The sequence below is a fragment of the Marinovum sedimenti genome (assembly GCF_054052205.1).
In genome coordinates this window covers 1,431,792-1,455,522 of the sequence record NZ_CM133223.1, presented here as the reverse complement: position 1 = coordinate 1,455,522, position 23,731 = coordinate 1,431,792, and the positions used below count along the sequence as shown (strand labels likewise).

Below are 23,731 nucleotides of genomic sequence, written 5' to 3'. Positions count from 1 at the left end.
TCGCTGTGTTTCACGCATTTGTGACGGGCCGGGCGGTAATATTATCGGGGGCGATTTTATGGGCAGTGCTCAGAACAAGACGCAAATCACCGAGGTTGCGGTGGCGGATTTCTTGGCCGGTGTCGTGCCAGAGGCCAAGCGGCAGGACGCAATTGCCCTGAACGGGGTGTTTCGTCGGGTCACCGGGTTTGAGCCACGGATGTGGGGGCCGTCGATCATCGGTTATGGCCAGTATCATTACCGCTACGCCAGTGGCCGCGAAGGCGATTTCCTCGCCACCGGATTTTCCCCGCGCAAGGCCAACCTGTCGATCTATATCATGCCGGGGTATGGCGATTTCGCCGCGCTGCTGGCTCAGTTGGGCAAGCACAAGACCGGCAAGTCCTGCCTCTATATCAACAAGCTCGCGGATATCGACACCGAGGTGCTGGAAGCGCTGATCCGCGCCGGGCTGGCCGATCTGGCCACACACTGGCCGGTAGAGCCGACCTGAGGGCGCAAGAGCGCACAGCCGGAGATACTGGACAAACGGCGCCGTTCATGGGACACGGCCAGCCAACAGGAGACCCCCATGACCACCACCCGTTTTGCCCCATCGCCCACTGGTTACATCCACATCGGCAACCTGCGCACCGCGCTATTTAACTGGCTAATCGCGCGCAAGGCGGGCGGCACGTTTATCCTGCGGATCGACGACACCGATCCCGAGCGGTCGAAAGAAGAATATGTCGACGCGATCAAGCAGGATCTCGACTGGTTGGGCCTCCATTGGGACCGGGTCGAACGTCAATCCGAGCGGCTGGAACAGTATGAAGCTGCGGCCGAGACACTGCGCGCCAATGGGCGGTTTTATGAGGCGTTTGAGACGCCGACCGAGCTGGACCTCAAGCGTAAGAAACAGCTGAACATGGGCAAGCCGCCGGTCTATGACCGCGCCGCGTTGGCGCTGTCGGACGACGAAAAGGCGGCTTTGCGGGCTGAGCGCGGGCAGGGTGTCTGGCGCTTCAAGCTTGATCAAGAGCGGATTGAGTGGACCGACGGCATCCTTGGCGATATTTCGATTGATGCGGCCAGTGTCTCGGACCCGGTGCTGATCCGGCAGGACGGACAGATGCTATATACGCTGGCCTCTGTTGTCGATGACACCGAAATGGGCGTGACCCATGTGGTGCGCGGCTCGGACCACGTGACCAACACCGCGACACAGATCCAGATCATCAAGGCGCTGAGCGGCACGCCGCCGTCGTTTGCGCACCACTCGCTGTTGACCGGGCCGCAGGGCGAGGCGCTGTCGAAGCGTCTGGGCACCCTGTCGCTGCGCGATCTGCGCGCCAATGGGGTGGAGCCGATGGCGGTGCTGAGCCTGATGGCCCGGCTGGGATCGTCGGAGCCGGTGGAGCTTCGGACCGAGATGGCGGAGCTGATCGAGGGCTTTGACCTGTCGAAATTCGGCTCGGCCCCGACGAAGTTTGACGAGCAGGATCTGTACCCGCTGACGGGTCGGTATTTGCAGACGCTGAGCCATGCGGATGTGGCGGATGAGATTGCCGCGCTGGGCGTGCCAGACGATTTGGCCGCGCAGTTCTGGAGCGTGACCCGCGAGAATATCTCGACCCGTGGCGACCTTGCCGGTTGGTGGCAGATGTTCCGCGATGGGGCAGAGCCGCAGATTGCCGAGGACGACGCGGAGTTTGTGCGCGAGGCGATGGCGCTGCTGCCCGAGGGGCCGTTTGACGGCGAGACCTGGGGCAAGTGGACGGCCGAGGTGAAATCCGCAACCGGACGCAAGGGGCGCGGGTTGTTCATGCCGCTGCGCAAGGCGTTGACCGGGATGGAACGCGGGCCGGATATGTCGGACGTGATGCCGCTGTTGCAGGTGGTCAAGGCGCGCTGAGCCTCGCCTGGCTGGCTTTCTAGCCGGATGATTTTCGCCACGCCTGCGCGTGTCGACAGGCTGGGGGCTTTGCCCCCAGACCCCCAGTATTGCGAGGGCATCGCCCGCTGGATTTATGTATTTCGGGGGCTTTGCCCTCCGGACCTCAGTAATTCGGGGGCTTTGCCCCCGGGCCCCCAAGGTATTTTTGAACAGAAGAAGGTCTGACGCGGTGGTCGTTGGGGCGGTGTGCAGGCTTGCGCTGGGGAGGGCTGCGGGCATGTGTTCGGGTTGGGTCATGGAGGGCGTGCGCGCGGCCAAGACCAATGCGAGGTTCCTGAGCGGATCGTTGTTTCGGCATGTGGCGGTGATGTCGCCGTTTACCCGCCGGGGCAGGCTGTTGGAGCTGTTCCTTGGCAAGCGCTAACTGAGGCGTTTAACCGCCAGTCAGCCCGCTGCGCATGATCCCGGCGGCCTTGGCCATGTCCGAATTGGGATGCTCACACAGGCTTTTGAGCACGTCTTCGAGCCGTTCCACCACCGCCGGATCATCCTCGCCATCGCGCAGGATCGGCAGAAGCGCGCGGTCGAGCAGGGTTTCGGCCTGCACCGAGGGCATGGTGACATGCGGGAATTCGGGGGTGTGTTCGACCGTGTCCACCGGCGCGTTGGGCACCTCTTCCCACAGCAGCCGCTCCAGACGGCCCAGCACTTCGATCGCGGTGCCGGGATCGTTGATGCCGGGCGACAGGGCGCGTTGCGCGCTTTCAGCCAGCAGCGTCAGGCCAAAGGTCGGGTCCTGATCAAAGCTGCGCACATCGCCGATGTCAAAGGTGCGGGCGGCGGCGTCGCAGCTTTCGTCATCGCCGATGTTCATCGTGCCAAGCGGTTGGCCACGCAGGATAAAATCACCGGGAACGCGGAAGATATGCACATCGGTGCCGGCCTCTTCGGCCAGTTCATTCAGCCGCGCCATATCGACAAACCGGATATAGCCGCTTTCCACGGCGCGGATGGTGCGGGCGCTGTCGGTGACGATATCGTTCTCATCGGCTTCGCGCGCCCCAAGGCAGGGGTGCGCGGCGCGGCGGCTCATGATTTCGCGGGTGCGGTCTTCGATCAGGCGCAGGGTGTGGTCCATGCTGCCAAGATCGGACAGGTGATCAATCCAGCGCAAGATCGCCAGCACAATCAGCATGGCCACGCAGATGGTGAAGGCAAAGACCACCACCGCCGCGTCGGTGGAATAGACATCGGCGTGAAACAGGATCACGGCGCTCAGCGAAAACACAAAGCCGCCGACGAACGTGGCGAGAACGCTCTGGGTCACGGTGTCCTCGAGCAGCAGGCGGTACACCCGCGGCGTCGCCATTGACGAGGCCGTGCGATAGGCGCTGACCATGACGTTGAGCGAAAATGTGGTGACGGCGAGCATGCCGCTGGCCAGGATGGTCAGCACCGGCAGGATGGCGTCGCGGCCGAGTTTGAACTTGATGTCCTCGGGGATATAGCCGGTGAGCAAGGGGGCCACCGCCAGCGCCAAAAGCGAGGTAAGCGACAACAGCACCACCCGGACCCACAGCTTGGTCCAGATCCGCCGGGCGATGATAAGCGCGCGGGAAATCATGCGAGGCTCATGAGAATACGGCCGCCTGCGTCGGTGATGTGATCGTTGAACAGCGTGCGGTCTTCGGGGGTGATCGGCTGGTGGCGGGGGTATTGCGGCGCGTCGCGGTCATCGAGGATTGGCGCGGTCCAGCCGTCGGTGGTGGCAATGAACTGCGCCACACCCGCAGGGCCATAGCGCAGGTGATAGCCCTGCAACACGCATTCAAGATAGGACATCAGGATCGGGTGCGCCTCGGTCGGGGGGCCGTGCCTGTCGGGGGGGATGGCATAGATCGCGATGTCATGCGTGCCGGGCAGGTCGTGGTCGATTTGATCGCTGGCGGGCACGCGGTCATACGCCCCTTCGCGAAGGTCCAGAGCGGCCCAATCAGCGCCGGGCACCGAGGCGATCACGCCGTCAATCGCTGTCAGCGCGTCGGGCACCACGGTCAGAAAGCTGACCGAACGCAGCGCGGTATGGCGCCACGCCCGCCGCCATCCTCGGGCGCGGGCGGTGTGGATGTTGTGAAACGTATGGGTCGCGGTGTTCACCAGCGAGCCGTAGCCAAAGAAATAAGGGTCATTCATAGGCCAAATGTGACCCCGAATTGATATAAGTCAAACCCTCCTTTCGCGGCTTCTGTCACCGTCACCTGTGACCCCACAAGGAGGATCGGCCTGATGCGTGTGACCAAACGAACCAATATTGCCATTCGGGTGCTGATGTACTGCGCGGCCAACACCGGCCGACTGGTGACAAAATCCGAGATTGCCGCGCGCTGCAATGCCTCGGAAAACCACCTTGCGCAGGTGATCAACCAATTGGGAAAGCTTGGCTTTATCAACACCCGGCGGGGCCGCAATGGCGGGCTAGAGCTGGCCGGCCCCGCGCGCCACATCCAGATCGGCGAGGTCTTTCGCGCGATGGAGGCCCCGGTGCCACTGGCCGAATGCTTTGCCGATGGCGATAACACCTGCCCGCTGGTCTCGGCCTGCCGATTGCGCGAAGCTTTGGCAGATGCCTGCGAAGTGTTCTATGCGCGGCTCGATGATGTGACTTTGGAGGCGCTGGTGTGCGGCAACGCCCCGCTGCTGGCGATCCTGTCACCAACTGAGTGCCAACGCGCCTAATTTTTGCCGTTGTCAAGTCAGTGGCCCATCGCATACATTCGCGGCGACTCAGCGGGAGAACTGGCCTTGTGCCGGTGCCGAAGGAGCAACCGCCCCGGAAACTCTCAGGCCCCGAGGACCGCTGCTGTCACTGAAAATCTGGAGAGACCTCGGCTTGACCGGGGCGCCGAAGGGATAACGATCTCAGGCAAAAGGACAGATGGGGCATCGCCGTGTTGACCTGAGGGTCAGGGCTTGGAGATGCCGGGATGTATCCAGACAGGACACACCGGCCCGCAAACGGGAGACGTGTGTTTGTCCGATGATGTTGATGCGCTGAAGCGCACGCCGCTTTATGATCTGCATGTGGCCCTTGGGGCCAAGATGGTGCCCTTTGCGGGCTATGACATGCCGGTGCAATACCCGCTTGGCGTGTTGAAGGAACACCTGCACACCCGCGCCAAGGCCGGGCTGTTTGACGTCAGCCACATGGGGCAGGTGGTGCTGCGCGCCAATGACCCCGAGGTGGCGAAACTGGCGTTGGAGCGGCTGGTGCCCGTGGATGTGCTGGGCATCGCTGAGGGGCGGCAGCGCTATGGGTTTTTCACCAATGATCACGGCGGGATAGAAGACGATCTTATGATCGCCAACCGCGGTGATCACTTGTTCGTCGTGGTCAATGCCGCCTGTAAAGAAGCCGATATCGCGCGGATGCGGGAGGCGCTTGAACCCGAGGTCACGGTCAAGGAAATCACCAACCGCGCGCTTTTGGCGTTGCAGGGGCCAGGGGCCGAGGCGGTCTTGGCCGAGCATTACCCGGCGATTTCCGAGATGAAGTTCATGGACGTCGAAACTCTGCCGCTGGCGGGGGCGGAATGCTGGGTCTCGCGCTCGGGCTACACCGGCGAAGACGGTTTCGAGATTTCGGTGCCCGAGGCTGCAGCGGCGGATCTGGCCAAGGCTCTGCTGGCGCATGACGACGTCGAGGCGATTGGCCTTGGCGCACGTGACAGCCTGCGGCTTGAAGGCGGGCTGTGCCTCTATGGCCATGACATTGACGCCGACACCACGCCGGTCTCTGCCGCGCTGACATGGGCGATGCAAAAAGTGCGCCGCCCCGGTGGCGCGCGCGAAGGCGGCTTTCCCGGTGCTTCGGAGATCTTCAGCGATCTGGCCGAAGGCTGCGCGCAAAAACGCGTCGGCCTGCGCCCCGAAGGCCGCGCCCCGATGCGCGAAGGTGTCGAGATTTTTGCCAGCGAAACCGGTGGCGAACCCGTGGGCCGCGTCACCTCGGGCAGCTTTGGCCCCACCGTGGGCGGTCCGGTGGCGATGGGCTATGTCTCGACAGCGCTGAGCACAGAAGGCACCTTGCTATATGGCGAAGTGCGCGGCAAACGGCTGCCGGTGAAGGTGGCGAAGCTGCCCTTTGTCGAACAAGGTTTCAAAAGATAGGTCCAACAGGAGACTAAGTGATGAAATATACCGAAGAACATGAATGGCTTGAGGCCGATGGCGATATCGTAACCGTTGGCATTTCGACCCACGCCGCCGAGCAATTGGGCGATGTGGTCTTTGTTGAACTGCCCGATGTCGGCACCTCGGTCAGCAAAGATGACGAAGTTGTCGTGATCGAATCCGTCAAAGCGGCAAGCGATATCCTCGCCCCGATTGATGGCGAGATTGTCGAGGTCAACGAGGCCATCGTTGGCGAGCCGGGCAAGGTGAATGACGATCCCGAAGGCGAGGCGTGGTTCTTCAAAATCAAGGCCGAAGACCTGAGCCAGATGGACGATTACATGGACGAGCCCGCGTACAAAGACTTCATCGGCTGATCCAGACTTTCCGGCGGAGGCGCGCGGTGTGCCTCTGCCGGACCTAGTGCACAGACTGAAGCAGGAGCTTCGAGAATGACTTTCGAACCAACCGACTATCTGCCGTATGATTTCGCCAACCGTCGGCACATCGGGCCGTCGCCCGCCGAAATGGCGGATATGTTTGATGTGTTGGGGGTCGACGACCTTGAGGCGCTGATTGATCAGACCGTGCCCAAGCGGATCCGTCAGGCCGCGCCGCTGAACTTTGGCAAGCCGAAATCCGAGCGCGAATTGCTGCGCTATATGCGCGAAGTGGCGTCAAAGAACGTGGTGCTGACCTCGCTGATCGGGCAGGGCTATCACGGCACCGTCACACCGCCCGCGATCCAGCGCAACATTCTTGAAAATCCGGCGTGGTACACCGCCTACACCCCCTATCAGCCCGAGATTTCGCAAGGCCGGCTTGAGGCGCTGTTGAACTTCCAGACCATGGTCACCGATCTGACCGGGTTGGAGGTGGCGAACGCCTCGCTTCTGGACGAATCCACCGCCTGCGCCGAAGCGATGACCATGGCGCAACGGGTGTCGAAATCGAAGGCCAAGGGCTTTTTCATCGACCGCGATTGCCATCCCCAGAACATCGCCGTGATGCAGACCCGCGCCGCGCCGCTGGGCATCGAGGTGATTGTGGATAAGCCAGAAAACCTAGACCCCGAGGCGATTTTTGGCGCGATCTTCCAGTACCCCGGCACCTACGGCCACGTCCGCGATCTGACGCCGCAGATGGAGACGCTGCATGCCTCCAAGGCCATTGGTATCGTCGCCGCCGACCCGCTTGCGCTGACGCTGTTGAAAGAGCCGGGCGCGATGGGGGCCGATATTGCTGTCGGCTCGACCCAGCGCTTTGGCATTCCGATGGGCTATGGCGGCCCGCATGCCGCTTATATGGCCTGCCGCGACGCGTATAAACGCGCGATGCCGGGGCGGATTGTTGGCGTGTCGGTCGACAGCCACGGCAACCGCGCCTACCGCCTGTCGCTGCAAACCCGCGAGCAGCACATTCGCCGCGAAAAGGCCACGTCGAACGTCTGCACCGCGCAGGCGCTGCTGGCTGTGATGGCCGGGATGTACGCGGTGTTTCACGGGCCTGAGGGGCTGAAAGCCATCGCCCAGCGGATTCACCGCAAGACTGTGCGTTTGGCGCAGGGGTTGGAAGAGGCTGGCTTTAAGGTTGATCCGCAAAGCTATTTCGACACCATCACCGTGGATGTGCGCACGCTGCAATCCGCCGTGCTGAAATCGGCGCGTGATGAGGGGGTGAACCTGCGGCGCGTCGGCGAATACCGCGTTGGCATCACGCTGGATGAATGCACCCGGCCCTCGAATATCGAAGCGGCCTGGCGCGCCTTTGGCATCGAGCGCAAGGACGACGATTACACCCCGGTCTACAAAATGCCCGAGGATCTGCTGCGCACCTCCGCGTATCTGACCCATCCGATTTTCCACATGAACCGCGCCGAGACCGAGATGATGCGTTATATGCGCCGTCTGGCTGACCGCGATCTGGCGCTAGACCGGGCGATGATCCCGCTTGGCTCCTGCACGATGAAGCTCAACTCCGCCGCCGAAATGATGCCGGTGAGCTGGCGTGAGTTCTCGGTGCTGCACCCGTTTGCGCCCGCCAACCAAGCGCTGGGCTACAAGCATCTGGTTGACGACCTCAGCGAAAAGCTTTGTGCCATCACCGGTTACGATGATTTCTCAATGCAGCCGAATTCCGGTGCGCAGGGGGAATACGCCGGGCTGCTGACGATTGCGGCCTATCACCGGGCGCAGGGCGAGGGGCACCGCAATGTCTGCCTGATTCCGATGTCGGCGCATGGCACCAACCCGGCCTCGGCGCAGATGGTCGGCTGGAAGGTTGTCGTGGTGAAATCGGCGGAAAACGGCGATATCGACCTTGAGGATTTTCGCGCCAAGGCCGAAAAGCACGCCGACACTCTTGCCGGTTGCATGATCACCTATCCCTCGACGCATGGGGTGTTTGAGGAGACCGTGCAGGACGTTTGCCAGATCACCCATGACCTTGGCGGGCAGGTTTATATCGACGGGGCCAATCTGAACGCGATGGTCGGCCTGTCGCGCCCCGGCGATCTGGGCGGCGATGTCAGCCACCTTAACCTGCACAAGACCTTCTGCATTCCGCATGGCGGCGGCGGCCCCGGCATGGGTCCGATTGGGGTAAAATCGCACCTCGTGCCGCATCTTCCGGGCCACCCCGAGACCGGGGGCGACGAGGGGCCGGTGAGTGCCGCGCCTTATGGCTCGCCGTCAATCCTGCCGATTTCCTGGGCCTATATCCTGATGATGGGCGGCGAAGGGCTGACGCAAGCGACGCGGGTCGCGATCCTGAACGCCAACTACATCGCCAAGCGGTTGGAGGGCGCGTTCGACATCCTGTATCGCGGTCGCAATGACCGGGTGGCGCATGAATGCATCATCGACACGCGGCCCTTTGCCGACAGCGCCGATGTCTCGGTTGATGACATTGCCAAGCGGCTGGCCGACTGCGGTTTCCATGCACCGACAATGTCTTGGCCGGTGGCAGGCACGCTGATGGTGGAGCCGACAGAGAGCGAAACCAAGGCCGAGCTGGACCGGTTCTGTGATGCGATGCTGGCGATCCGCGCCGAGATCCGCGAGATCGAAGAGGGCCGGATGGACCGCGCCAACAACCCGCTGAAAAACGCACCGCACACGATGGAAGATCTGGTGCGCGATTGGGACCGGCCTTATTCGCGCGAGCAGGGGTGTTTCCCGCCAGGTGCCTTCCGGGTGGACAAATACTGGCCGCCGGTCAACCGCGTCGACAACGTGCATGGCGACCGCAATCTGATCTGCACCTGCCCGCCGATGGAGGACTATGCCGAAGCGGCGGAATAAGGCGCAATCAGGCGCAACTAGGCCCGGGATCAAGGGCGTAGCCCGCCGGTCTCTCGACGTTTGCGGTGCAAACGTCTGCCGACAGAACCTTGCTTGCAAGGTTCGAGAGGCCAGCGGCTGCCCGCCCCCCGGGCTGCCGCTTTGGCTGATCTAAGCGTAACGGTCAAAGGGTATACGGATTTGGCGCGATAAAGCGCCCAACAGGGGCGTCGCAGCGCAATCCCGCGGGCAGCCGCTGGCCCGTCTCAGAGAGCGACGGGGGGCAACTTGTGTCCCCCGTACAAAGCCTCAGCTTTCAGTCGGCGCCTCTTCCGGCTTTGGACCCAGAAGAAATGACATCTCTTCGGCGACGGTTTTCCACGCGGTCTCGGACCCGGCGGCGAGCAGATAGCCCTCTTTTTCCGCAACCGAATAGTCGCGTCCATCGAGAAACGCCACATGCCCGCCCGCCTTTTGGCACAGCAGCACACCGGCGGCATGATCCCAATGGGTCATCTTGCACGACAGCACAAAGTCGCAATGGCCCTCGGCCAACAGCCGGTACTCATGCGCCGAACAGCGCAGGGAATCGGGGCGGCCAATCCGGGGAAAGGTTGCGGCGACCTGCGGCTGCACGTCCGCCGGCATCAGCTTGAGATGGATATACCCGACCATATCCGCCAGCGCTTTGGGCTCGGCGGTGGTGAGCGTACGGCGGCGGCCACGCGGACCGGTCCAGGTGGTCAGACTGTCTTCGTCAGCCACAACCACGTCATCGTTCAGCGGATCGTAGATCATGCCATAGACCGGTTTGCCAAAGCGGGTGGCGGCAACCATCGTGCCAAACAGCGATAGCCCATGGGCAAAGTTCCAGGTGCCATCGACCGGATCGATCAGAAAGCCAAGCTCGGCATCTTTCAGCGCATCGACAATCTTGGGGTCACGCGATGCGGCCTCTTCCCCGACGATCACGGCAGAGGGAAAGGCCATCTGCAAACCACGGGTGATCATTGCTTCGGCGGCCTCATCGGCGGCAGTCACGAGGTCCAGCTTGCTGGTCTTTTCGGATATTTCCGACGGGTCGAGGGCGCGAAAGCGCGGCAGGATCTCGGCCTTGGCGGCGCGGCGCACGAGGTTAAGTAGGGCGGTCTTCTGCGCGCGGGTGAGCGGCGCATGGATGGCCATGGGCAGGTTGTCCGACATGGGGGCTCCGATTCATTGGGGGTGCCTCAGGGTGTGCCAGCCCCAAGGCGCAGGTTCAAGCTAGGATTGCTGCGCGCAGGGCTATTCGCGCGCGCGCAGCACTTGGGCGGGACGGGCGGACAGGGGCCGCCAGGCAAAGGCAAGCCCGGCCAGCAAGGTCGCCAGAACCCCGCCTGTCACGATCAGCAGGGCATTGCCCCATTGCACCGAAAAATCGGTCTCCATCACATAGGTCATCACACCCCAGCCGCCTGCGATCCCTGCGCCCAAGGCCACCAGACCCGCCGAAGCGCCCAACAGAACCGAGCGCAGCGCAAAGCTTTGCAAGATCCGCCCGCGCGCCGCCCCCAGCGTTTTCAGCACGGCAGCCTCATAGGTGCGCGCCTGTTCGCCCGCCGCCGCCGCGCCGATCAGCACCAGAAAGCCGGTCACAAGCGTCGCAGCAGCGCCCCAGGCGGTGGCCCGCGCAATGCCGCCCATAATCTCGGCGACCCGGTCGACCGCATCGCGCACCCGGATCGCGGTGATATTGGGATAGGCCGTGGCCAGATCGCGCAGGATCGCCGCTTCGGCCTCTTCTTCGGCATAGACCGTCGAGATGAAGGAATGCGGCGCGCCTTGCAGGGCCGCAGGGTTCAGTGACATCACAAAGCCGATCCCAGCGGTCGAAAAATCCACCTCGCGGAACGAGGCAATGGTGGCGGTGATGTCGCGGCCAAGGATGTTGACGGTGAGTTCATCGCCCAGCTCCAGCCCGATCTCCTCGGCCTCCTCGGCGGCAAAGCTGATCAGCGGCGGGCCGTCATAATCTTCGGGCCACCATTCGCCAGCGGTGATCGTGGTGTTTTCGGGCATGGCGGCGGAATAGGTGATGCCCCGGTCGCCGCGAATGACCCAGTGATCGCCTGCCACGTCACGCGCCGCTTGGCCGTTGATCCGGGTGACAATGCCGCGCAGCATCGGCGCGCTTTGCACCTTGCTCACCGCCGGATCATCGTCAAGCCGTGCGCGGTAGCCCGGCATCTGGTCTTTCTGGATGTCGACGAAAAAGAACGACGGCGCTACGTCAGGCAGGTCGGTCTGAATCGCGGCGCGCATGTTGCCCTCGATCTGGCCGACTGCGGCCAGAACCGACAGGCCAAGGCCCAGTGACAGGACGGTGGCCGCCGCGCCCTCGTGGCTGCCCGAGATTGCCGACAAGGCCCAGCGCAGGGCAGGGCGGTGGCGCGCGGCACGTTGCGAATGGCGCGCGATGCGGCGGATCAGAAAGGCGGTGAGCGCCAGAACCGCCAGCGCCGCGATGATGCCGCCCGCCGTCCAAAGCGTGAGCATTGACGCGCCGGAAAACGCCACCGCCGCACCGAGCAACAGCGCCAAAAGCCCCAGCGTCACCACGACATAGGGCCAGCGGGGCAACAGCCGCGCGGTGTCTAACGCATCGCGGAACAGGGTGGCGGGGCGGATTTCCTCGGTGCGCGCAATCGGCCAGAGGGTAAAGATCAGCGCGGTCAGCACGCCATACAGCGCCGCCTCCATCAGCGGTTGCGGGTGCAGGGCAAAGACCGCAGGCACCGGCAACAGCGTCTGCATCAGCGGCCCCAACAACAGCGGCACCAGCGCGCCAAGTGCCAGGCCAAGGGTGATGCCGATCAGGCTTAGCACGCCGATCTGGATGAAATAGGTCAGGAAAATCACCCCGCGCGTCGCGCCCAAAGTGCGCAGGGTGGCAATCACCGAGGTTTTGGAGGCGAGGTACGCCCGCACCGCCGCCGACACGCCAACGCCGCCCACCGCAAGCCCCGAGAGGCCGACGAGGATCAGGAAATTGCTCAGCCGGTCGACAAACCGCCGTATCCCTGGCGCGCCATTGCGCGCATCGCGCCAGCGCCCGCCGGTGTTGGTGAATTCCTCGCGCGCGGCAGTCTGGATTGTGTCAAGATCGGTGCCGGGGGGCAGGGTCGCGCGGTAATGGGTGTCAAACAGTGTGCCGGGTTGCAGCAGGCCGGAGTTTGCCAACGCCTCGGTCCGCACCAGTGTGCGGGGGCCAAGGCCAAAGCCGCCGCCGGCATCGTCCGGCTCGGTGGCAATCCGCGCCGAAAGGGTGAAATCCTGCGTGCCAAGGCGGAAGGTATCGCCGGGCGCAAGACCCAGCCTGTCGGCCAGCACCGGGGCCATCACCGCGCCTGTCCCGGCAAGCGCGTCGTTCAACGGCATCGGCGGGTCAAGCTCGATAGTACCAAGCAGAGGATAGGCGGCATCAACCGACTTCACCTGTGTCAGCGCGCGTTCGGCGATGTCGCCGTCACCCACAACCGCCATCGAGCGGAATTCAGTGACTTCCGACACCGCAAGCGCGCGGTCTTCCAGCCATGCGCGCTCTGCGGGCGAGGCAAACCGATAGGTAAAGCGCAATTCGGCATCGCCGCCGAGCAGCACCGCGCCGGTGTCGGCCAGCCCCATTTCAATCGAAGTGCGCACCATGCCGATCCCGGCAATCGCCGCAACACCAAGCGCGAGACAGGCCAGAAAGATGCGAAATCCGTGCAAACCGCCGCGCAACTCGCGGCGGGCAAAACGGGCGGCGGTCGACAGGCTCTTGGCGCGGCCGTGCGCAGGCAGGCTCATTCCGCCGCCGCAGGCACATCGGTGTCGATCCGGCCATCTCGCAGGCGGATCACCTGATCACAGCGCGCCGCAAGGCTGGGGGCGTGGGTGACAAGCACCAGCGTTGATCCGTGACGGTCGCGCAGGCCAAACAGCAGGTCCATGATCGCGCTGCCGTTGGCCTCGTCAAGGTTGCCGGTGGGCTCATCCGCCAACAGGATCGCCGGGCGGGGCGCACAGGCCCGTGCCAGGGCAACCCGTTGCTGTTCACCGCCCGACATCTGCGCCGGGTAATGCCCCGCACGATGGCCAAGCCCCACCGCCACCAGTTCGGCTTCGGCGCGCTCAAACGCATCGCGGTGCCCGGCCAATTCCAGCGGCGTGGCGACGTTTTCCAACGCGGTCATCGTCGGGATCAGATGGAAGCTTTGGAACACCACGCCCATGTGATCCCGCCGGAACCGCGCCAATTTATCCTCGTTCATCGCAGTCAGATCCTGACCCAACGCGGTGATGCTGCCGCCGGTCGATTGCTCGAGCCCGCCCATCAGCATCAACAGCGAAGATTTGCCCGATCCCGACGGCCCGATCAGCCCGACAGAGGTGCCTTTGGCAACGTCCAACGAGATGCCATGCAAAATCTCGACCCGCCCGGCATTGCCATCCAGCGCCAAATGCACATCTTTAAGGGAAAGAACGGGATCAGTCATGCAAAGGGCCTTTCAGGCAATGTATCAACTTTTGACATATGGGGAATGTGCGCGCGTGGGCAAGGCGGCGGCGGTACTTTTGGCGCTCTGCACACCGGCAGCCGCCGAAGAGATCCAAATTCTGGCCTTGGGCGACAGCCTGATCCAAGGGTACGGATTGGTCGAGGAAGAGGGCTTTGTGCCGCAAATGCGCGGCTGGCTGGCCGAGCAGGGCCACGATGTGCAACTGGTCAATGGCGGGGTGTCGGGCGATACCACGGCGGGCGGGCTGGCGCGGGTGGAATGGAGCCTGACGCCCGAGGTCGATGCGATGATCGTGGCGCTGGGGGGCAACGACGTGCTGCGCGGGTTGCCGACGAAAATGGCGCGCGACAACCTCGATGGCATCCTCAAGGTCGCCGCCGCGCGTGACATCCCGGTGATGCTGGTGCCAATGCGCGCGCCGGGCAACTACGGGCCAGAGTACAAAGCGGATTTCGAGGCGATCTATCCGGCGCTTGCCCAGGAGTACGGGGCGATCGAAACGCCGTCGTTCTTTGATATCCTGCTGCCCGAGGGCGGTAATCCGGTGCAGGCCGCTGACATGATCCAAGCCGACGGCATCCACCCCAACGGCAAAGGCGTGGCGCTTATCGTTGCGGGCATCGGGCCGTATATTGCGCAGCTGATCGACGCGGTAGAGTGACGTTGTGCCCTGAGGGTGGCCCGCAAAAACAAAGACCCCACGCGTCGGTGGGGTCTCGGGTGGTTTGGTCAGGTGGTGTCAGCTCAGCTTTCAGGCCAAGCCTTACGCCAGCGAGATGTTCTCGGCGGCTTCGCGGCCATCACGGCCCGGCGTGATGTCGAAGGTGACTTTTTGATTGTCGGCAAGCCCGGTCAGCCCCGAACGCTCGACCGCAGAGATATGCACAAAGATATCCTTGCTGCCGCCATCGGGTGCGATAAAGCCAAAACCCTTGGTTGCGTTGAACCATTTCACAGTGCCAGTGGCCATGTGTTTCCTCCTTGGTGTTGCTGCCCGCCCAACTGCGGCAGCCCGGCTTAGTCATGCAGATCGAGAGACTGAGCCGTAGAGCAGCAGTGGTCGATAGTTAACTTCGCGCGGAAAATATGCGACCGAAAATCACCCGTTTCAAGTGATTTTCTCGTGTCAGTTGTGTAAATTCGCCGGGGCTATGGCCCGCTTCAGGGGAGGCCGTCGGCGCTAAGGGGCGGTGCCACCTGACGATAGGTCAAGCGCCCTGTTTGCCGCCAAACGCGCGCGACAGATAGTTTGGCAGGCGTCGCGCCAGCGCGCGCATCAGATCGGTGTATTCAATCTCGCCGCCCAAAAGCCGCATGTAGTCATACCGCAGGGTCCCCGATTTGCGCGCCGCGCGCAGGAAACCCTGACGGAACGGCCCCCAATACAGCAAAAGCCGCACGCGGTTAGCATGGCGCATGGCGGTCAGGATCGGCCGCAGGCGTGCCCGGTACAGCATCAGCGCCGCATCCGGTTCGTGGCGCGCAAGCGCATCGCGCGCGGCCAGCGCGGCCATTTGCCCGGACTTCAGCGCATAGGCGATGCCCTCGCCAGTGACCGGATCGACCAGCCAAGCGGCGTCACCGACCAGCAAAACGTTGCTGCGCCCCGGACAGCGGCGGGCCTGACCAAACGGCAGGTATTGCCCCTTGATCCTTGTGTCCGCAGGCACGCCAAGATCGGCCATATAGCCCTTCATCAGCGCCTTGAGTTCGGGATTGCGGCTGTGGACACCGCCCACCCCAACGGTGTGCGAGCCCGTCTTGGGAAACGACCAGCCGTAGCCCCAATTGGCTGCGCCCATGTCGATCCGCAGCGGCGCATCGTCGGCCAGCGCCGGGCCCTCTGCCTCAAGCGCGAAACCGATCCGGTCGGGATCAAAGGCACGCCCAAACAGCGCGCGCGCGACGGCGCTGTTGACGCCATCCGCCCCGATCACCACCGGTGCCTGCAACTTTGTGCCAGAGGCGAGGGTGACGGTGCCGGCCTCCGGGTCCATCGTCGAGATCTTTTGTGCTGTGAAATCAACGGCTCCGGCGTCGAGCGCCAAGGCATAGAGATGCGCGTCAAGCGACAGGCGCATGGTGAGGTAAACCGGCGGAATGTCGTCAATCACGCCAAGTTTTTCGCCAAATCCGTAGAGGTCGACGGCTGTTTTGCTGTCGAACTCGGCCGGCAGATCCCGCTCGAAAATCTCACGGTAATACTGCGCGGCGCGGCCAGTAAAGCCGCCGCCACAGAGCTTTTCTCGCGGAAACCGCGCCTTATCGACAAGAGCAACCCGCAGGCCAAGGCTGGCCGCGGTTCGGGCAGCAGACGCACCGGCAGGACCGGCACCGATGACGATGACATCAAAATTCATCCGCGCTCTTTTCTTGCTGGGCTGGGCTGGGTTGGGCGTGGTCAAGGGGCATTCACCAAAAGGGGCGCAGTTGGCAGACCTGCGCCCCGGTTGATTGGACATCGGGCAGTTGGCGTCAAAGCACCGTGACGGTGGTGCCAATCGGAATGCGCGGATAAAGATCCATCACATGCGCATTGGCCATGCGGAAACACCCGTTCGACGCCGCTTTGCCGATCGAGGCAAGATTGTCGGTGCCGTGGATCGCGGCATAGGTGTTTATTCCGTTTTGAAACAGATACATCGCCCGCGCGCCGAGCGGATTGCCCGGGCCGCCCGGCTGGACGTAATCGTTGCCTTTGAAGCGGCCATAGGTCTGCGGCTCGCGTTCGATCATCGCGTTGGTGGGCCGCCAGGTGGGCCATTCTTTTTTGGCCTGAACCGTGCCGGTGCCGGAAAATTCCAGCCCGGTGCGGCCAACGCTGATGCCATAGCGCAGGGCGCGGCCCTGTTCCTCGATGAAATAGAGAAAACGCGCCTTTTGCAGCACGATGATCTGGCCCGGGGCCATGTCTGCGCGCACGCGAACGTATTGCGGCGCGAATTTCGGATCGAGTTGGAATTGCGCTTGGGCCGCTGCGGGCAGCGCCAGCGCTGCGGCGGCCGAGCCGAGAAAGGTGCGGCGCGTGGTCTTCATGTCATCCCTCCAGAAGTGAGCGAGGGAATTATATGCCAGAGTGGCGCCAAGCGGGAGTCTGGTATTCGTGACTGTGCCCGTCTGTGGGCCACGTGCAACGCGACCGGTGACTTTGCGGGCCATGGGCCGGATGCGCGGCGGGGTTTCGAGTTTCGGGGCGGTGCCTTCTGGTGCCGCTGGCTGCGGCGGCGTATCAAGCGGGCAAAGGTGTGGCCGGATGAGCAAACGGGCGCACAAGGGCACAGGGCCGAGCGGTGATTTGGCCGGTACGGCGCGCGCAAGATAGGAAAATTGCATGATTGAATTGATAGGGTTTGGGGCGCTGATCGGGCTTGGTGGCACCGTGGCGATGGACATCTGGGCCGAGATTTTGGCCCGCGGATTTAGCCAGCCGCGGCCGAATTGGGGCAATGTCGGGCGATGGTCAGCGCAAGTGACGCGCGGCCAAGTGTTTCACGAGGATATTGGCAAAGTGCCCTCGGTGCCGGGTGAAAGCCGTTTGGGATGGCTGGTGCACTACGGCGTTGGCATCCTCTATGGCGTGATCTTCGCGTTGCTGGCGGGGGCGGATTGGATGGCCGCGCCAACGTTCTTGCCGGTGTGGATCTTTGCGTTGATCACCATCGGGGCCGGTTGGTTTCTGCTTCAGCCGGGCATGGGGCTGGGATGGGCTTTGTCGCGCACGCCCCGCCCGTGGAAAGGCCGCATCATGGGGCTGATTGCGCATACCGTGTTTGGCCTCGGCATGTGGGTGACGGCGCTGATGTTTGGCGGTGCATGACGGAGCAGGGCGGACTGACATTTGGGGAGGGACAGGCAGTCCGCCCTGCACACATGGGCCTTAAATAGCGGCCCAATCCGTATGACGCCAAGTTGTGGGCATCCGTGGTCCAGGCAGGGGCAGGTGGGCCACGGGTGATTTGGTCTCTGTCTTCTGGTGTGTTTGGCGGGTCATTGGGGTATCCTCCTGCCGATAAGAGTGCGGCAAAAGCTCCTGTGTCGGTAGTCTGGAATTCCGGAAGGGTCGGGTATTCCTGACCCCTCCAATTCAGTCGCGCTACACCTTGCCCAGCAGGACAAGAATCAGCAGCACCACGAGGATCAGGCCGAGAATACCAGAGGGGCCATAGCCCCAGTTGGTCGAGTGGCCCCAACGCGGCAAAGCACCGATCAAGAGCAGAATAAGAACGACGATCAGAATTGTATAAAGCATCGGTGCGGTCCTTCACTGTTAATGCCAATGGCACCGATCGCGTCCGAACAAGGGGCCAGGGGAGGGATCGGATTATCCGAACGAACTGGCGTGGCTTGCTTCTGATCTGCTTGGGTGCCTGAAGCTGTGACGAGATAACGCACGAGGCGCGAACTGGTTCCAACGAGGCGGGAAGGGGGCTGCATTTTTACCAGCGGTGTGCCCGCAGAAAATACCATGCGGGCAACAAAAAAGGCGCGCCGAAGCGCGCCTTTTGAATATCGTGAAAGCTTGGCTTACGCCAATCGTGGCTTACGCCAGTGCGAGGTTGGTCGCGCTTTCGCGGCCGTCGCGGCCAGCTTCGATGTCGAAGGTGACTTTTTGGTTGTCGGCCAGACCGGTCAGGCCCGAACGCTCAACTGCAGAAATGTGCACGAAGACGTCCTTGGAGCCGCCATCGGGAGCGATAAAGCCGAAGCCTTTGGTGGTGTTGAACCATTTCACTGTGCCAGTAGCCATGTGAAGTATCCTTAGTTTTCAACGCTGCCCGCAGTATGCGACAGCCCGGCGAAGTCACGTCTGGATCGAAGACTTTGTTGCCGGTAACGGAAAACAGAAGGTCGAAAAGAAGATCGTTAGCAAGCGGGGATATGCCACCAAGACGGCTCGTATGCAAGGGTTATCATCGCTCTTGCGGTCGAGTTGGCAAGGAATCGCCGGGCGAGCGCGGGGCGCACTCAACATTTAGCTGTCGCTATGCAGGGTAGAACGATTTGTGTACCATTCGCGTCATTGCCTCGGCCCGTTTTTCACTTCACGACAGGATCTTGTTGCCATGCATGACTTCTCCTTTTTCACTTTTGGCGTTGCGGTTGTGGCCGCGACCGTCTTTGCGCAGCCGTCGACCGCTCAGGGCAACAGCCTTTGCACGGGTGCGGTGGCGGATTTCAACACCCGATTCACCACGATTGGCGGGCAGGGTCCGAACGGGGAACTGCCGGTGGACTCTGGCTTGATCGTGCACACGATTCACGGGCCGGGAACACCGCCGGGACAGCCTGGATACCTTGACATGGCCGCGCTTGAAGCGCTGCCGGTGGACACCGAGAAAACCTGCGGAGACTATCTGGCCGAGGGGCATTTCCTGCCGTGGTGCGGGTCGAACCACGACCCCGACACTGGCGGGCTGAGCGACGCGTCGTCCTGGACCTATGTCCGCGCCGATACGTTGATCCGCGGGGCCAAACCGGGGAAAGACGACGAGGTGGTGTGCTCGGATAGTTTCGACAAACACTATGGGCTGATTTTCAGTAATTCCTATATGAATCAAGATGATAACTTGGGCTGCATGTATCCGCTGGATGGCGATACCGGCCACCGCAGCAACCGTGGATGTGGCGTGACCGAGAACAGCGGCATCGTGCATTTCGATGCGCAGGGAAGTTGCCCTGTTGGTGACAGTGCCGGGGCCTATGAGGCGGATTTTGATACCTTGGTGACGGCGGACAATCGCGCTTATGCGTCTTATGCCGGGTCGTTGATTTGTTCGCTGCAAAAGGGCGCGTTTGAGACTTGGGTCGACGTGCGGCAATCGATTGATCTGGGGCATACCGATTGGCCGGTGAACGAATTTGTGCTGTGGAATTGGGACAAGTATACCGTGGCGGATTTGGCCGATCAGAACGTGCTTGAGGGGGTGTTTTACCTCAGCGGCTGTCAGCGCTCGGATGTGGATGGCGATCGCGCCGTGGCGCAAGCCATCGCGGACCTTTATGAGACGTGGAGCGGGGTGGCGCTGCCGGTGGTCAATCTGAGCAATGCGCAGATGCGGGCCAAGAGTGAGACGCCGTTTTCGTGCCAATAAGTGTTTGATTTCAGGGAGATTTGAATGGACGAAGAACCACATGGCGACCCGACGCTGCGGACGCTGGCGATGCCGGCGGACACCAATGTCTCGGGCGATATCTTCGGCGGTTGGGTGCTGAGCCAGATGGATATGGCGGCCGGAATCGTGGCGGGCGAACGGGCGCAGGGCCGGGTTGCGACCATCGCGGTGGACGCGATGAAATTTATCCGGCCGGTCAAGGTGGGCGACGTTTTGTGCGTCTATTGCCACGTGGCGCGGCAGGGGCGGACGTCGATGGGAATCGAGGTCGAAGCCTGGGTGAGGCGCGGGCGTTTTGGCGGGCGTGAAAAGGTGACGGAGGCGATTTTTACCTTCGTGGCCATCGACGAAGACGGCAAGCCGCGTGTGGTGCCGGGATAGCGGCGCGTTTGCGGCGTTAGGGGCGATTTGACCTGTTTTTCTGTACAGATGCCCTTGGCTGTGGGGCATCGTACGGGGGGATGTGCGGCGCGACCGATGGTAAGGGTATTTTAACCTTGCGGTGGGATGATCGCGCCATGGAAAATGACCTCAGACCAACGATCGCGCGGCGCGCGGGCAGACGACTGGCTGGCAGTCTCGATCCACCGTGATTTGCGGAGGGGCGACAATGCACAGAAGAGTGCCGTTTCCGATTTCGGAGATGGGGGCTGTGGGTTTGCCACCCGCCTTTGTGCGCGATTTGCGGCAGGGGCGGTGGCTTACACCCGTTTGGAATGAATACGTGGCCGCGGCGGCAAGGTTGGAGACAGAAAAGGGCCGCAGAGTGGAAGAGGGCGCAGGCTACGCCCCCTCCAGAGTTGATTAACGCGAGAACTTTTTGTGCTTCAGGCGCTTGGGCTCAAGCGCGGCGGCACCGAGGCGGCGTTTCTTGTCTTCTTCGTAGTCTTCGAAGTTGCCTTCGAACCATTCCACATGCGCTTCGCCCTCAAAGGCGAGGATGTGCGTGCAGATCCTGTCGAGGAAGAAACGGTCGTGCGAGATGACAACCGCGCAGCCGGCGAAATCAACGAGGGCGTCTTCCAAAGCGCGGAGAGTTTCGACGTCAAGGTCGTTGGTCGGTTCATCGAGGAGGAGAACGTTGCCGCCTTCTTTCAACAGGCGCGCCATGTGGACACGGTTGCGTTCACCGCCGGACAGCTGGCCGACCTTTTTCTGCTGGTCGCCGCCTTTGAAGTTGAACGACGAACAATAGGCGCGCGAGTTCACTTGCGCATCGCCAAGCTGGATGATTTCGGCCCCGCCGGTGATGCCTTCCCACACGGTGTCGGTGGCGTTCAGGTCATCGCGAGACTGATCGACATAGGACAGATCGACGGTGTCGCCATAGGTGACGGAGCCTTCGTCGGGCTGTTCCTGACCGGTCAACATCTTGAAAAGCGTGGATTTACCCGCGCCGTTCGGGCCGATCACGCCGACAATGCCGCCGGGCGGCAGCGAGAAGGTCAGGTCTTCGATCAAGAGCTTGTCGCCCATCGCCTTTTTCAGACCCTCAACTTCGATCACCTTGCCACCAAGACGCGGGCCATTGGGGATGACGATCTGGGCGCGGCCGACCTTTTCACGCTCGGATTGGTTGGCCATGTCCTCATAGGCGGAAATCCGGGCTTTGGACTTGGCCTGGCGGGCTTTGGCCCCCTGACGCATCCATTCAAGTTCGCGCTCGAGCGTCTTTTGCTTGGCCTTGTCTTCGCGGGCTTCCTGGCTCAGGCGTTTGGCTTTTTGTTCCAGCCATGCCGAGTAGTTGCCCTCGTAGGGGATGCCTTTGCCGCGGTCGAGTTCGAGGATCCAACCGGTGATGTCATCAAGGAAATACCGGTCGTGGGTGACGCAGAGGATGGTGCCTTTGTAGGCGATCAGGTGCTGTTGCAGCCAGGCGATGGTTTCGGCGTCGAGGTGGTTGGTCGGTTCGTCGAGCAGCAGCATGTCGGGCGCTTCGAGCAGCAGCTGGCACAGCGCGACGCGGCGTTTTTCACCGCCCGAAAGCGAGGTCACATCGGCGTCATCGGGCGGGCAGCGCAGGGCCTCCATCGCGACGTCGATCTGGCTGTCGAGATCCCAAAGGTCTTCGCTGTCGATCTGGTCTTGCAGCGCCGCCATTTCATCGGCGGTTTCCTCGGAATAGTTCATCGCGAGGTCGTTGTATTTGTCGAGGATGGCCTTTTTCGCGGCCACACCGAGCATGACGTTGCCGCGCACATCGAGCGAGGCGTCGAGTTCCGGCTCTTGCGGGAGGTAGCCAACTTTGGCCCCCTCGGCGCGCCAAGCCTCGCCGGTGAATTCGGTGTCGAGGCCGGCCATGATTTTCAGCAGGGTCGATTTACCGGCCCCGTTGACGCCGACGACGCCGATTTTTACACCGGGCAGGAAGGACAGGTGAATGTTCTCAAAGCATTTCTTGCCGCCGGGATACGTCTTGGAGACGCCCTGCATGTGGTAAACGTACTGATAAGCGGCCATGAGATCCTCGGGTGCTTTGGAAAAAGAGACAGATGGGGTGGTATCGAAGTTGGCAGGCAGGGGCAATGAAAGATGACGGACTTGGGCGCGATGATCGCGCGGAATGCGCGGGAGGGCCGGGTTGGCTGGATCGGGGTGCGGCCGGCGCGGCGGGCCGAGATGCGCGCGGTGGAGGCGGCTGAGATTGGGCTGGCCGGGCTGGCGGGCGACCGGGCGCGCAAGGGCAAGCGGGCGGTGACGCTGGTGCAGGCCGAACACCTGGATGTGATCGCGGCGTTTCTGGGCCTTCGGGGCGTGCGGCCGGGCGACCTTCGGCGCAATATTGTGGTGTCGGGGATCAACCTGATCGGGCTGCGCAAGCGCGAGGTGCAGGTGGGGGAGGCGGTGCTGTTGATCACCGGACCCTGTGCGCCCTGCAGCCGGATGGATGAGGTGTTTGGCCCCGGTGGCTATGCCGCGGTGCGCGGGCATGGCGGGATGACGGCCGAGGTGATCCGGCCCGGGCGGCTGGAAATCGGTGATATGGTGCGGCCAATTGATTGACAAACCGGTGCGAAACCCCTGACATGGCTGGGTTTTGATCAGGGATTACAGCCTTTGACCCATTTCCCGACGCCGCCTATATCCGGCCTGCGATTTCCTGGCCTGCGACGCGGTCAGACTGTTGGTCTGCTGGGCGGGTCGTTTGATCCGCCGCACCCCGGCCATGTGCACATCACCCGTGAAGCGCTTAAACGGTTCGGGCTGGACCGGGTGTGGTGGCTGGTCAGCCCCGGCAACCCGTTGAAAGACCACGGCCCCGCGCCTTTGGCCGAACGGATGGCGGCGGCGCGCAAGATCATGCAGCACCCCAAGGTGGAAATCAGCGATTTTGAAGCGCGGGCCGGAACAAGATATACCGCTGAAACGTTGGATGCATTGATGCAAGAATATCGAGGCGTGAACTTCGTATGGCTCATGGGTGCAGACAATCTGGTGCAATTGCCGAAGTGGCAGGATTGGGAACGGATCATGGAGACCGTTCCGATTGGCGTGTTGGCACGCCCCGGCGACAGGATCAGGGCGCGCAACTCCAAAGCGGCGCGGGTGTATTCCGGTGCGCGGATTCGCGGCCGCGAGTCGCGCAAGCTTGCCACGGCCGAGGCTCCGGCGTGGTGTTTCGTGAACGTGCCGATGCGCGGCGACAGTTCAAGCGCGATCCGCGCGCGGGGTGGCTGGGGCTGATTTCTACATCGGGCGGGGCCTTTCGACTTGGGCGTGGGTGTAGCGATGCGGGCGGCGCGCCGCTGG

24 protein-coding genes and 1 riboswitch are annotated in these 23,731 nt (G+C 62.6%); of the genes, 13 read left to right on the top strand and 11 right to left on the bottom strand.

The window, feature by feature from the left end; genetic code table 11:
* Window positions 1-58: 58 nt before the first annotated feature.
* The 3 genes from ACW9UO_RS06955 (at window position 59) to ACW9UO_RS06945 (ending at window position 2,300) form a co-directional block, all read left to right on the top strand.
* Complete coding sequence (locus ACW9UO_RS06955; protein WP_457088238.1) at window positions 59-493, top strand: DUF1801 domain-containing protein; 435 nt, start codon at window positions 59-61, stop codon at window positions 491-493.
* A gap of 78 nt (window positions 494-571) precedes the next feature.
* Complete coding sequence (gene gltX / locus ACW9UO_RS06950) at window positions 572-1,894, top strand: glutamate--tRNA ligase (protein ID WP_457088237.1); 1,323 nt, start codon at window positions 572-574, stop codon at window positions 1,892-1,894.
* A 259-nt stretch (window positions 1,895-2,153) separates the two neighbouring features.
* The gene (locus tag ACW9UO_RS06945) at window positions 2,154-2,300 is read left to right on the top strand and encodes a hypothetical protein (RefSeq protein WP_457088236.1); all 147 of its coding nucleotides are present in this window, start codon (window positions 2,154-2,156) and stop codon (window positions 2,298-2,300) included.
* A 9-nt stretch (window positions 2,301-2,309) separates the two neighbouring features.
* Here the strand turns inward: ACW9UO_RS06945 and ACW9UO_RS06940 are convergent, their stop codons facing one another.
* Both ACW9UO_RS06940 and ACW9UO_RS06935 read right to left on the bottom strand, forming a co-directional pair.
* Complete coding sequence (locus ACW9UO_RS06940) at window positions 2,310-3,500, bottom strand: DUF2254 domain-containing protein (RefSeq protein ID WP_457088235.1); 1,191 nt, start codon at window positions 3,498-3,500, stop codon at window positions 2,310-2,312.
* Window positions 3,497-4,069 (bottom strand): gamma-glutamylcyclotransferase family protein, encoded by a 573-nt coding sequence (locus tag ACW9UO_RS06935; protein ID WP_457088234.1) that lies wholly within the window; start codon window positions 4,067-4,069, stop codon window positions 3,497-3,499. The genes ACW9UO_RS06940 and ACW9UO_RS06935 overlap by 4 nt, the downstream gene beginning before the upstream one ends.
* 93 nt (window positions 4,070-4,162) lie before the next feature.
* Here ACW9UO_RS06935 and ACW9UO_RS06930 point away from each other — a divergent pair, with 93 nt between their 5' ends.
* The 4 genes from ACW9UO_RS06930 to gcvP all read left to right on the top strand — a co-directional run bounded on the left by ACW9UO_RS06930 (window position 4,163) and on the right by gcvP (window position 9,348).
* Window positions 4,163-4,612, top strand: coding sequence for an RrF2 family transcriptional regulator (locus ACW9UO_RS06930; RefSeq protein WP_457088233.1), 450 nt, complete (start codon window positions 4,163-4,165; stop codon window positions 4,610-4,612).
* A gap of 42 nt (window positions 4,613-4,654) precedes the next feature.
* A riboswitch (glycine riboswitch) is annotated at window positions 4,655-4,743 on the top strand.
* A 163-nt stretch (window positions 4,744-4,906) separates the two neighbouring features.
* Entirely contained in the window at window positions 4,907-6,043 is a 1,137-nt protein-coding gene (gene gcvT, locus ACW9UO_RS06925; RefSeq protein WP_457088232.1) for a glycine cleavage system aminomethyltransferase GcvT, read from the top strand.
* 20 nt (window positions 6,044-6,063) lie between these two features.
* Window positions 6,064-6,423 carry a glycine cleavage system protein GcvH gene (gene gcvH / locus ACW9UO_RS06920; RefSeq protein WP_457088231.1) on the top strand — a complete coding sequence of 120 codons (360 nt, stop codon included), beginning with the start codon at window positions 6,064-6,066 and terminating at the stop codon, window positions 6,421-6,423.
* A 75-nt stretch (window positions 6,424-6,498) separates the two neighbouring features.
* Complete coding sequence (gene gcvP, locus ACW9UO_RS06915; RefSeq protein WP_457088230.1) at window positions 6,499-9,348, top strand: aminomethyl-transferring glycine dehydrogenase; 2,850 nt, start codon at window positions 6,499-6,501, stop codon at window positions 9,346-9,348.
* Window positions 9,349-9,636: 288 nt separating this feature from the next.
* Here gcvP and ACW9UO_RS06910 read toward each other — a convergent pair whose 3' ends face one another.
* From ACW9UO_RS06910 to ACW9UO_RS06900, 3 genes are all read right to left on the bottom strand, one after another.
* Complete coding sequence (locus ACW9UO_RS06910; protein ID WP_457088229.1) at window positions 9,637-10,530, bottom strand: inositol monophosphatase family protein; 894 nt, start codon at window positions 10,528-10,530, stop codon at window positions 9,637-9,639.
* A gap of 81 nt (window positions 10,531-10,611) precedes the next feature.
* Window positions 10,612-13,155 carry an ABC transporter permease gene (locus ACW9UO_RS06905; RefSeq protein ID WP_457088228.1) on the bottom strand — a complete coding sequence of 848 codons (2,544 nt, stop codon included), beginning with the start codon at window positions 13,153-13,155 and terminating at the stop codon, window positions 10,612-10,614.
* The gene (locus tag ACW9UO_RS06900; protein WP_457088227.1) at window positions 13,152-13,844 is read right to left on the bottom strand and encodes an ABC transporter ATP-binding protein; all 693 of its coding nucleotides are present in this window, start codon (window positions 13,842-13,844) and stop codon (window positions 13,152-13,154) included. Before ACW9UO_RS06900 ends, ACW9UO_RS06905 begins: the two co-directional genes overlap by 4 nt.
* A gap of 31 nt (window positions 13,845-13,875) precedes the next feature.
* Here ACW9UO_RS06900 and ACW9UO_RS06895 point away from each other — a divergent pair, with 31 nt between their 5' ends.
* Entirely contained in the window at window positions 13,876-14,529 is a 654-nt protein-coding gene (locus tag ACW9UO_RS06895) for an arylesterase (protein WP_457088226.1), read from the top strand.
* Window positions 14,530-14,631: 102 nt separating this feature from the next.
* Here the strand turns inward: ACW9UO_RS06895 and ACW9UO_RS06890 are convergent, their stop codons facing one another.
* The 3 genes from ACW9UO_RS06890 to ACW9UO_RS06880 all read right to left on the bottom strand — a co-directional run bounded on the left by ACW9UO_RS06890 (window position 14,632) and on the right by ACW9UO_RS06880 (window position 16,904).
* Window positions 14,632-14,838, bottom strand: coding sequence for a cold-shock protein (locus ACW9UO_RS06890; protein ID WP_457088225.1), 207 nt, complete (start codon window positions 14,836-14,838; stop codon window positions 14,632-14,634).
* Between the two features lie 238 nt (window positions 14,839-15,076).
* Window positions 15,077-16,228: a geranylgeranyl reductase family protein gene (locus ACW9UO_RS06885; protein WP_457088224.1), complete on the bottom strand. Its 1,152-nt coding sequence runs from the start codon at window positions 16,226-16,228 to the stop codon at window positions 15,077-15,079.
* A 115-nt stretch (window positions 16,229-16,343) separates the two neighbouring features.
* Window positions 16,344-16,904 (bottom strand): L,D-transpeptidase, encoded by a 561-nt coding sequence (locus tag ACW9UO_RS06880; protein ID WP_457088223.1) that lies wholly within the window; start codon window positions 16,902-16,904, stop codon window positions 16,344-16,346.
* A gap of 295 nt (window positions 16,905-17,199) precedes the next feature.
* Between ACW9UO_RS06880 and ACW9UO_RS06875 the strand changes: the two genes are divergently transcribed.
* Window positions 17,200-17,685 (top strand): DUF2938 domain-containing protein, encoded by a 486-nt coding sequence (locus ACW9UO_RS06875; RefSeq protein ID WP_457088222.1) that lies wholly within the window; start codon window positions 17,200-17,202, stop codon window positions 17,683-17,685.
* 276 nt (window positions 17,686-17,961) lie between these two features.
* Here the strand turns inward: ACW9UO_RS06875 and ACW9UO_RS06870 are convergent, their stop codons facing one another.
* The gene (locus ACW9UO_RS06870) at window positions 17,962-18,117 is read right to left on the bottom strand and encodes a DUF3309 family protein (RefSeq protein ID WP_457088221.1); all 156 of its coding nucleotides are present in this window, start codon (window positions 18,115-18,117) and stop codon (window positions 17,962-17,964) included.
* Window positions 18,118-18,408: 291 nt separating this feature from the next.
* Window positions 18,409-18,615 (bottom strand): cold-shock protein, encoded by a 207-nt coding sequence (locus ACW9UO_RS06865; RefSeq protein ID WP_054002685.1) that lies wholly within the window; start codon window positions 18,613-18,615, stop codon window positions 18,409-18,411.
* Window positions 18,616-18,931: 316 nt separating this feature from the next.
* On the opposite strand from ACW9UO_RS06865, the gene ACW9UO_RS06860 reads away from it, so the two are divergent.
* A complete protein-coding gene (locus ACW9UO_RS06860; RefSeq protein ID WP_457088220.1) occupies window positions 18,932-19,960 on the top strand; it encodes a hypothetical protein in 1,029 nt (342 codons plus the stop codon).
* A 24-nt stretch (window positions 19,961-19,984) separates the two neighbouring features.
* On the top strand, window positions 19,985-20,362 hold the full coding sequence (locus ACW9UO_RS06855; RefSeq protein WP_457088219.1) for an acyl-CoA thioesterase: 378 nt from the start codon (window positions 19,985-19,987) through the stop codon (window positions 20,360-20,362).
* 423 nt (window positions 20,363-20,785) lie between these two features.
* Here the strand turns inward: ACW9UO_RS06855 and ettA are convergent, their stop codons facing one another.
* On the bottom strand, window positions 20,786-22,441 hold the full coding sequence (gene ettA, locus ACW9UO_RS06850) for an energy-dependent translational throttle protein EttA (RefSeq protein WP_457088218.1): 1,656 nt from the start codon (window positions 22,439-22,441) through the stop codon (window positions 20,786-20,788).
* Between the two features lie 72 nt (window positions 22,442-22,513).
* Between ettA and ACW9UO_RS06845 the strand changes: the two genes are divergently transcribed.
* Window positions 22,514-22,984: an MOSC domain-containing protein gene (locus ACW9UO_RS06845; protein WP_457088217.1), complete on the top strand. Its 471-nt coding sequence runs from the start codon at window positions 22,514-22,516 to the stop codon at window positions 22,982-22,984.
* Between the two features lie 87 nt (window positions 22,985-23,071).
* Entirely contained in the window at window positions 23,072-23,665 is a 594-nt protein-coding gene (locus tag ACW9UO_RS06840; protein WP_457088616.1) for a nicotinate-nucleotide adenylyltransferase, read from the top strand.
* Window positions 23,666-23,731 lie beyond the last annotated feature (66 nt).

What these genes read in the sequence shown, in the direction of transcription:
- ACW9UO_RS06855 (WP_457088219.1), top strand. Translation starts at nt 19,985, where the DNA reads ATGGACGAAGAACCACATGGCGACCCGACGCTGCGGACGCTGGCGATG.
- ACW9UO_RS06945 (WP_457088236.1), top strand. Translation starts at nt 2,154, where the DNA reads ATGTGTTCGGGTTGGGTCATGGAGGGCGTGCGCGCGGCCAAGACCAAT.
- gltX (WP_457088237.1), top strand. Translation starts at nt 572, where the DNA reads ATGACCACCACCCGTTTTGCCCCATCGCCCACTGGTTACATCCACATC.
- ACW9UO_RS06885 (WP_457088224.1), bottom strand. Translation starts at nt 16,228, where the DNA reads ATGAATTTTGATGTCATCGTCATCGGTGCCGGTCCTGCCGGTGCGTCT.
- ACW9UO_RS06940 (WP_457088235.1), bottom strand. Translation starts at nt 3,500, where the DNA reads ATGATTTCCCGCGCGCTTATCATCGCCCGGCGGATCTGGACCAAGCTG.
- ACW9UO_RS06875 (WP_457088222.1), top strand. Translation starts at nt 17,200, where the DNA reads ATGATTGAATTGATAGGGTTTGGGGCGCTGATCGGGCTTGGTGGCACC.
- ACW9UO_RS06930 (WP_457088233.1), top strand. Translation starts at nt 4,163, where the DNA reads ATGCGTGTGACCAAACGAACCAATATTGCCATTCGGGTGCTGATGTAC.
- ACW9UO_RS06910 (WP_457088229.1), bottom strand. Translation starts at nt 10,530, where the DNA reads ATGTCGGACAACCTGCCCATGGCCATCCATGCGCCGCTCACCCGCGCG.
- ACW9UO_RS06900 (WP_457088227.1), bottom strand. Translation starts at nt 13,844, where the DNA reads ATGACTGATCCCGTTCTTTCCCTTAAAGATGTGCATTTGGCGCTGGAT.
- ACW9UO_RS06845 (WP_457088217.1), top strand. Translation starts at nt 22,514, where the DNA reads ATGACGGACTTGGGCGCGATGATCGCGCGGAATGCGCGGGAGGGCCGG.
- gcvP (WP_457088230.1), top strand. Translation starts at nt 6,499, where the DNA reads ATGACTTTCGAACCAACCGACTATCTGCCGTATGATTTCGCCAACCGT.
- ACW9UO_RS06890 (WP_457088225.1), bottom strand. Translation starts at nt 14,838, where the DNA reads ATGGCCACTGGCACTGTGAAATGGTTCAACGCAACCAAGGGTTTTGGC.
- ettA (WP_457088218.1), bottom strand. Translation starts at nt 22,441, where the DNA reads ATGGCCGCTTATCAGTACGTTTACCACATGCAGGGCGTCTCCAAGACG.
- ACW9UO_RS06865 (WP_054002685.1), bottom strand. Translation starts at nt 18,615, where the DNA reads ATGGCTACTGGCACAGTGAAATGGTTCAACACCACCAAAGGCTTCGGC.
- ACW9UO_RS06870 (WP_457088221.1), bottom strand. Translation starts at nt 18,117, where the DNA reads ATGCTTTATACAATTCTGATCGTCGTTCTTATTCTGCTCTTGATCGGT.
- ACW9UO_RS06880 (WP_457088223.1), bottom strand. Translation starts at nt 16,904, where the DNA reads ATGAAGACCACGCGCCGCACCTTTCTCGGCTCGGCCGCCGCAGCGCTG.
- ACW9UO_RS06955 (WP_457088238.1), top strand. Translation starts at nt 59, where the DNA reads ATGGGCAGTGCTCAGAACAAGACGCAAATCACCGAGGTTGCGGTGGCG.
- gcvH (WP_457088231.1), top strand. Translation starts at nt 6,064, where the DNA reads ATGAAATATACCGAAGAACATGAATGGCTTGAGGCCGATGGCGATATC.
- ACW9UO_RS06860 (WP_457088220.1), top strand. Translation starts at nt 18,932, where the DNA reads ATGCATGACTTCTCCTTTTTCACTTTTGGCGTTGCGGTTGTGGCCGCG.
- ACW9UO_RS06905 (WP_457088228.1), bottom strand. Translation starts at nt 13,155, where the DNA reads ATGAGCCTGCCTGCGCACGGCCGCGCCAAGAGCCTGTCGACCGCCGCC.
- ACW9UO_RS06935 (WP_457088234.1), bottom strand. Translation starts at nt 4,069, where the DNA reads ATGAATGACCCTTATTTCTTTGGCTACGGCTCGCTGGTGAACACCGCG.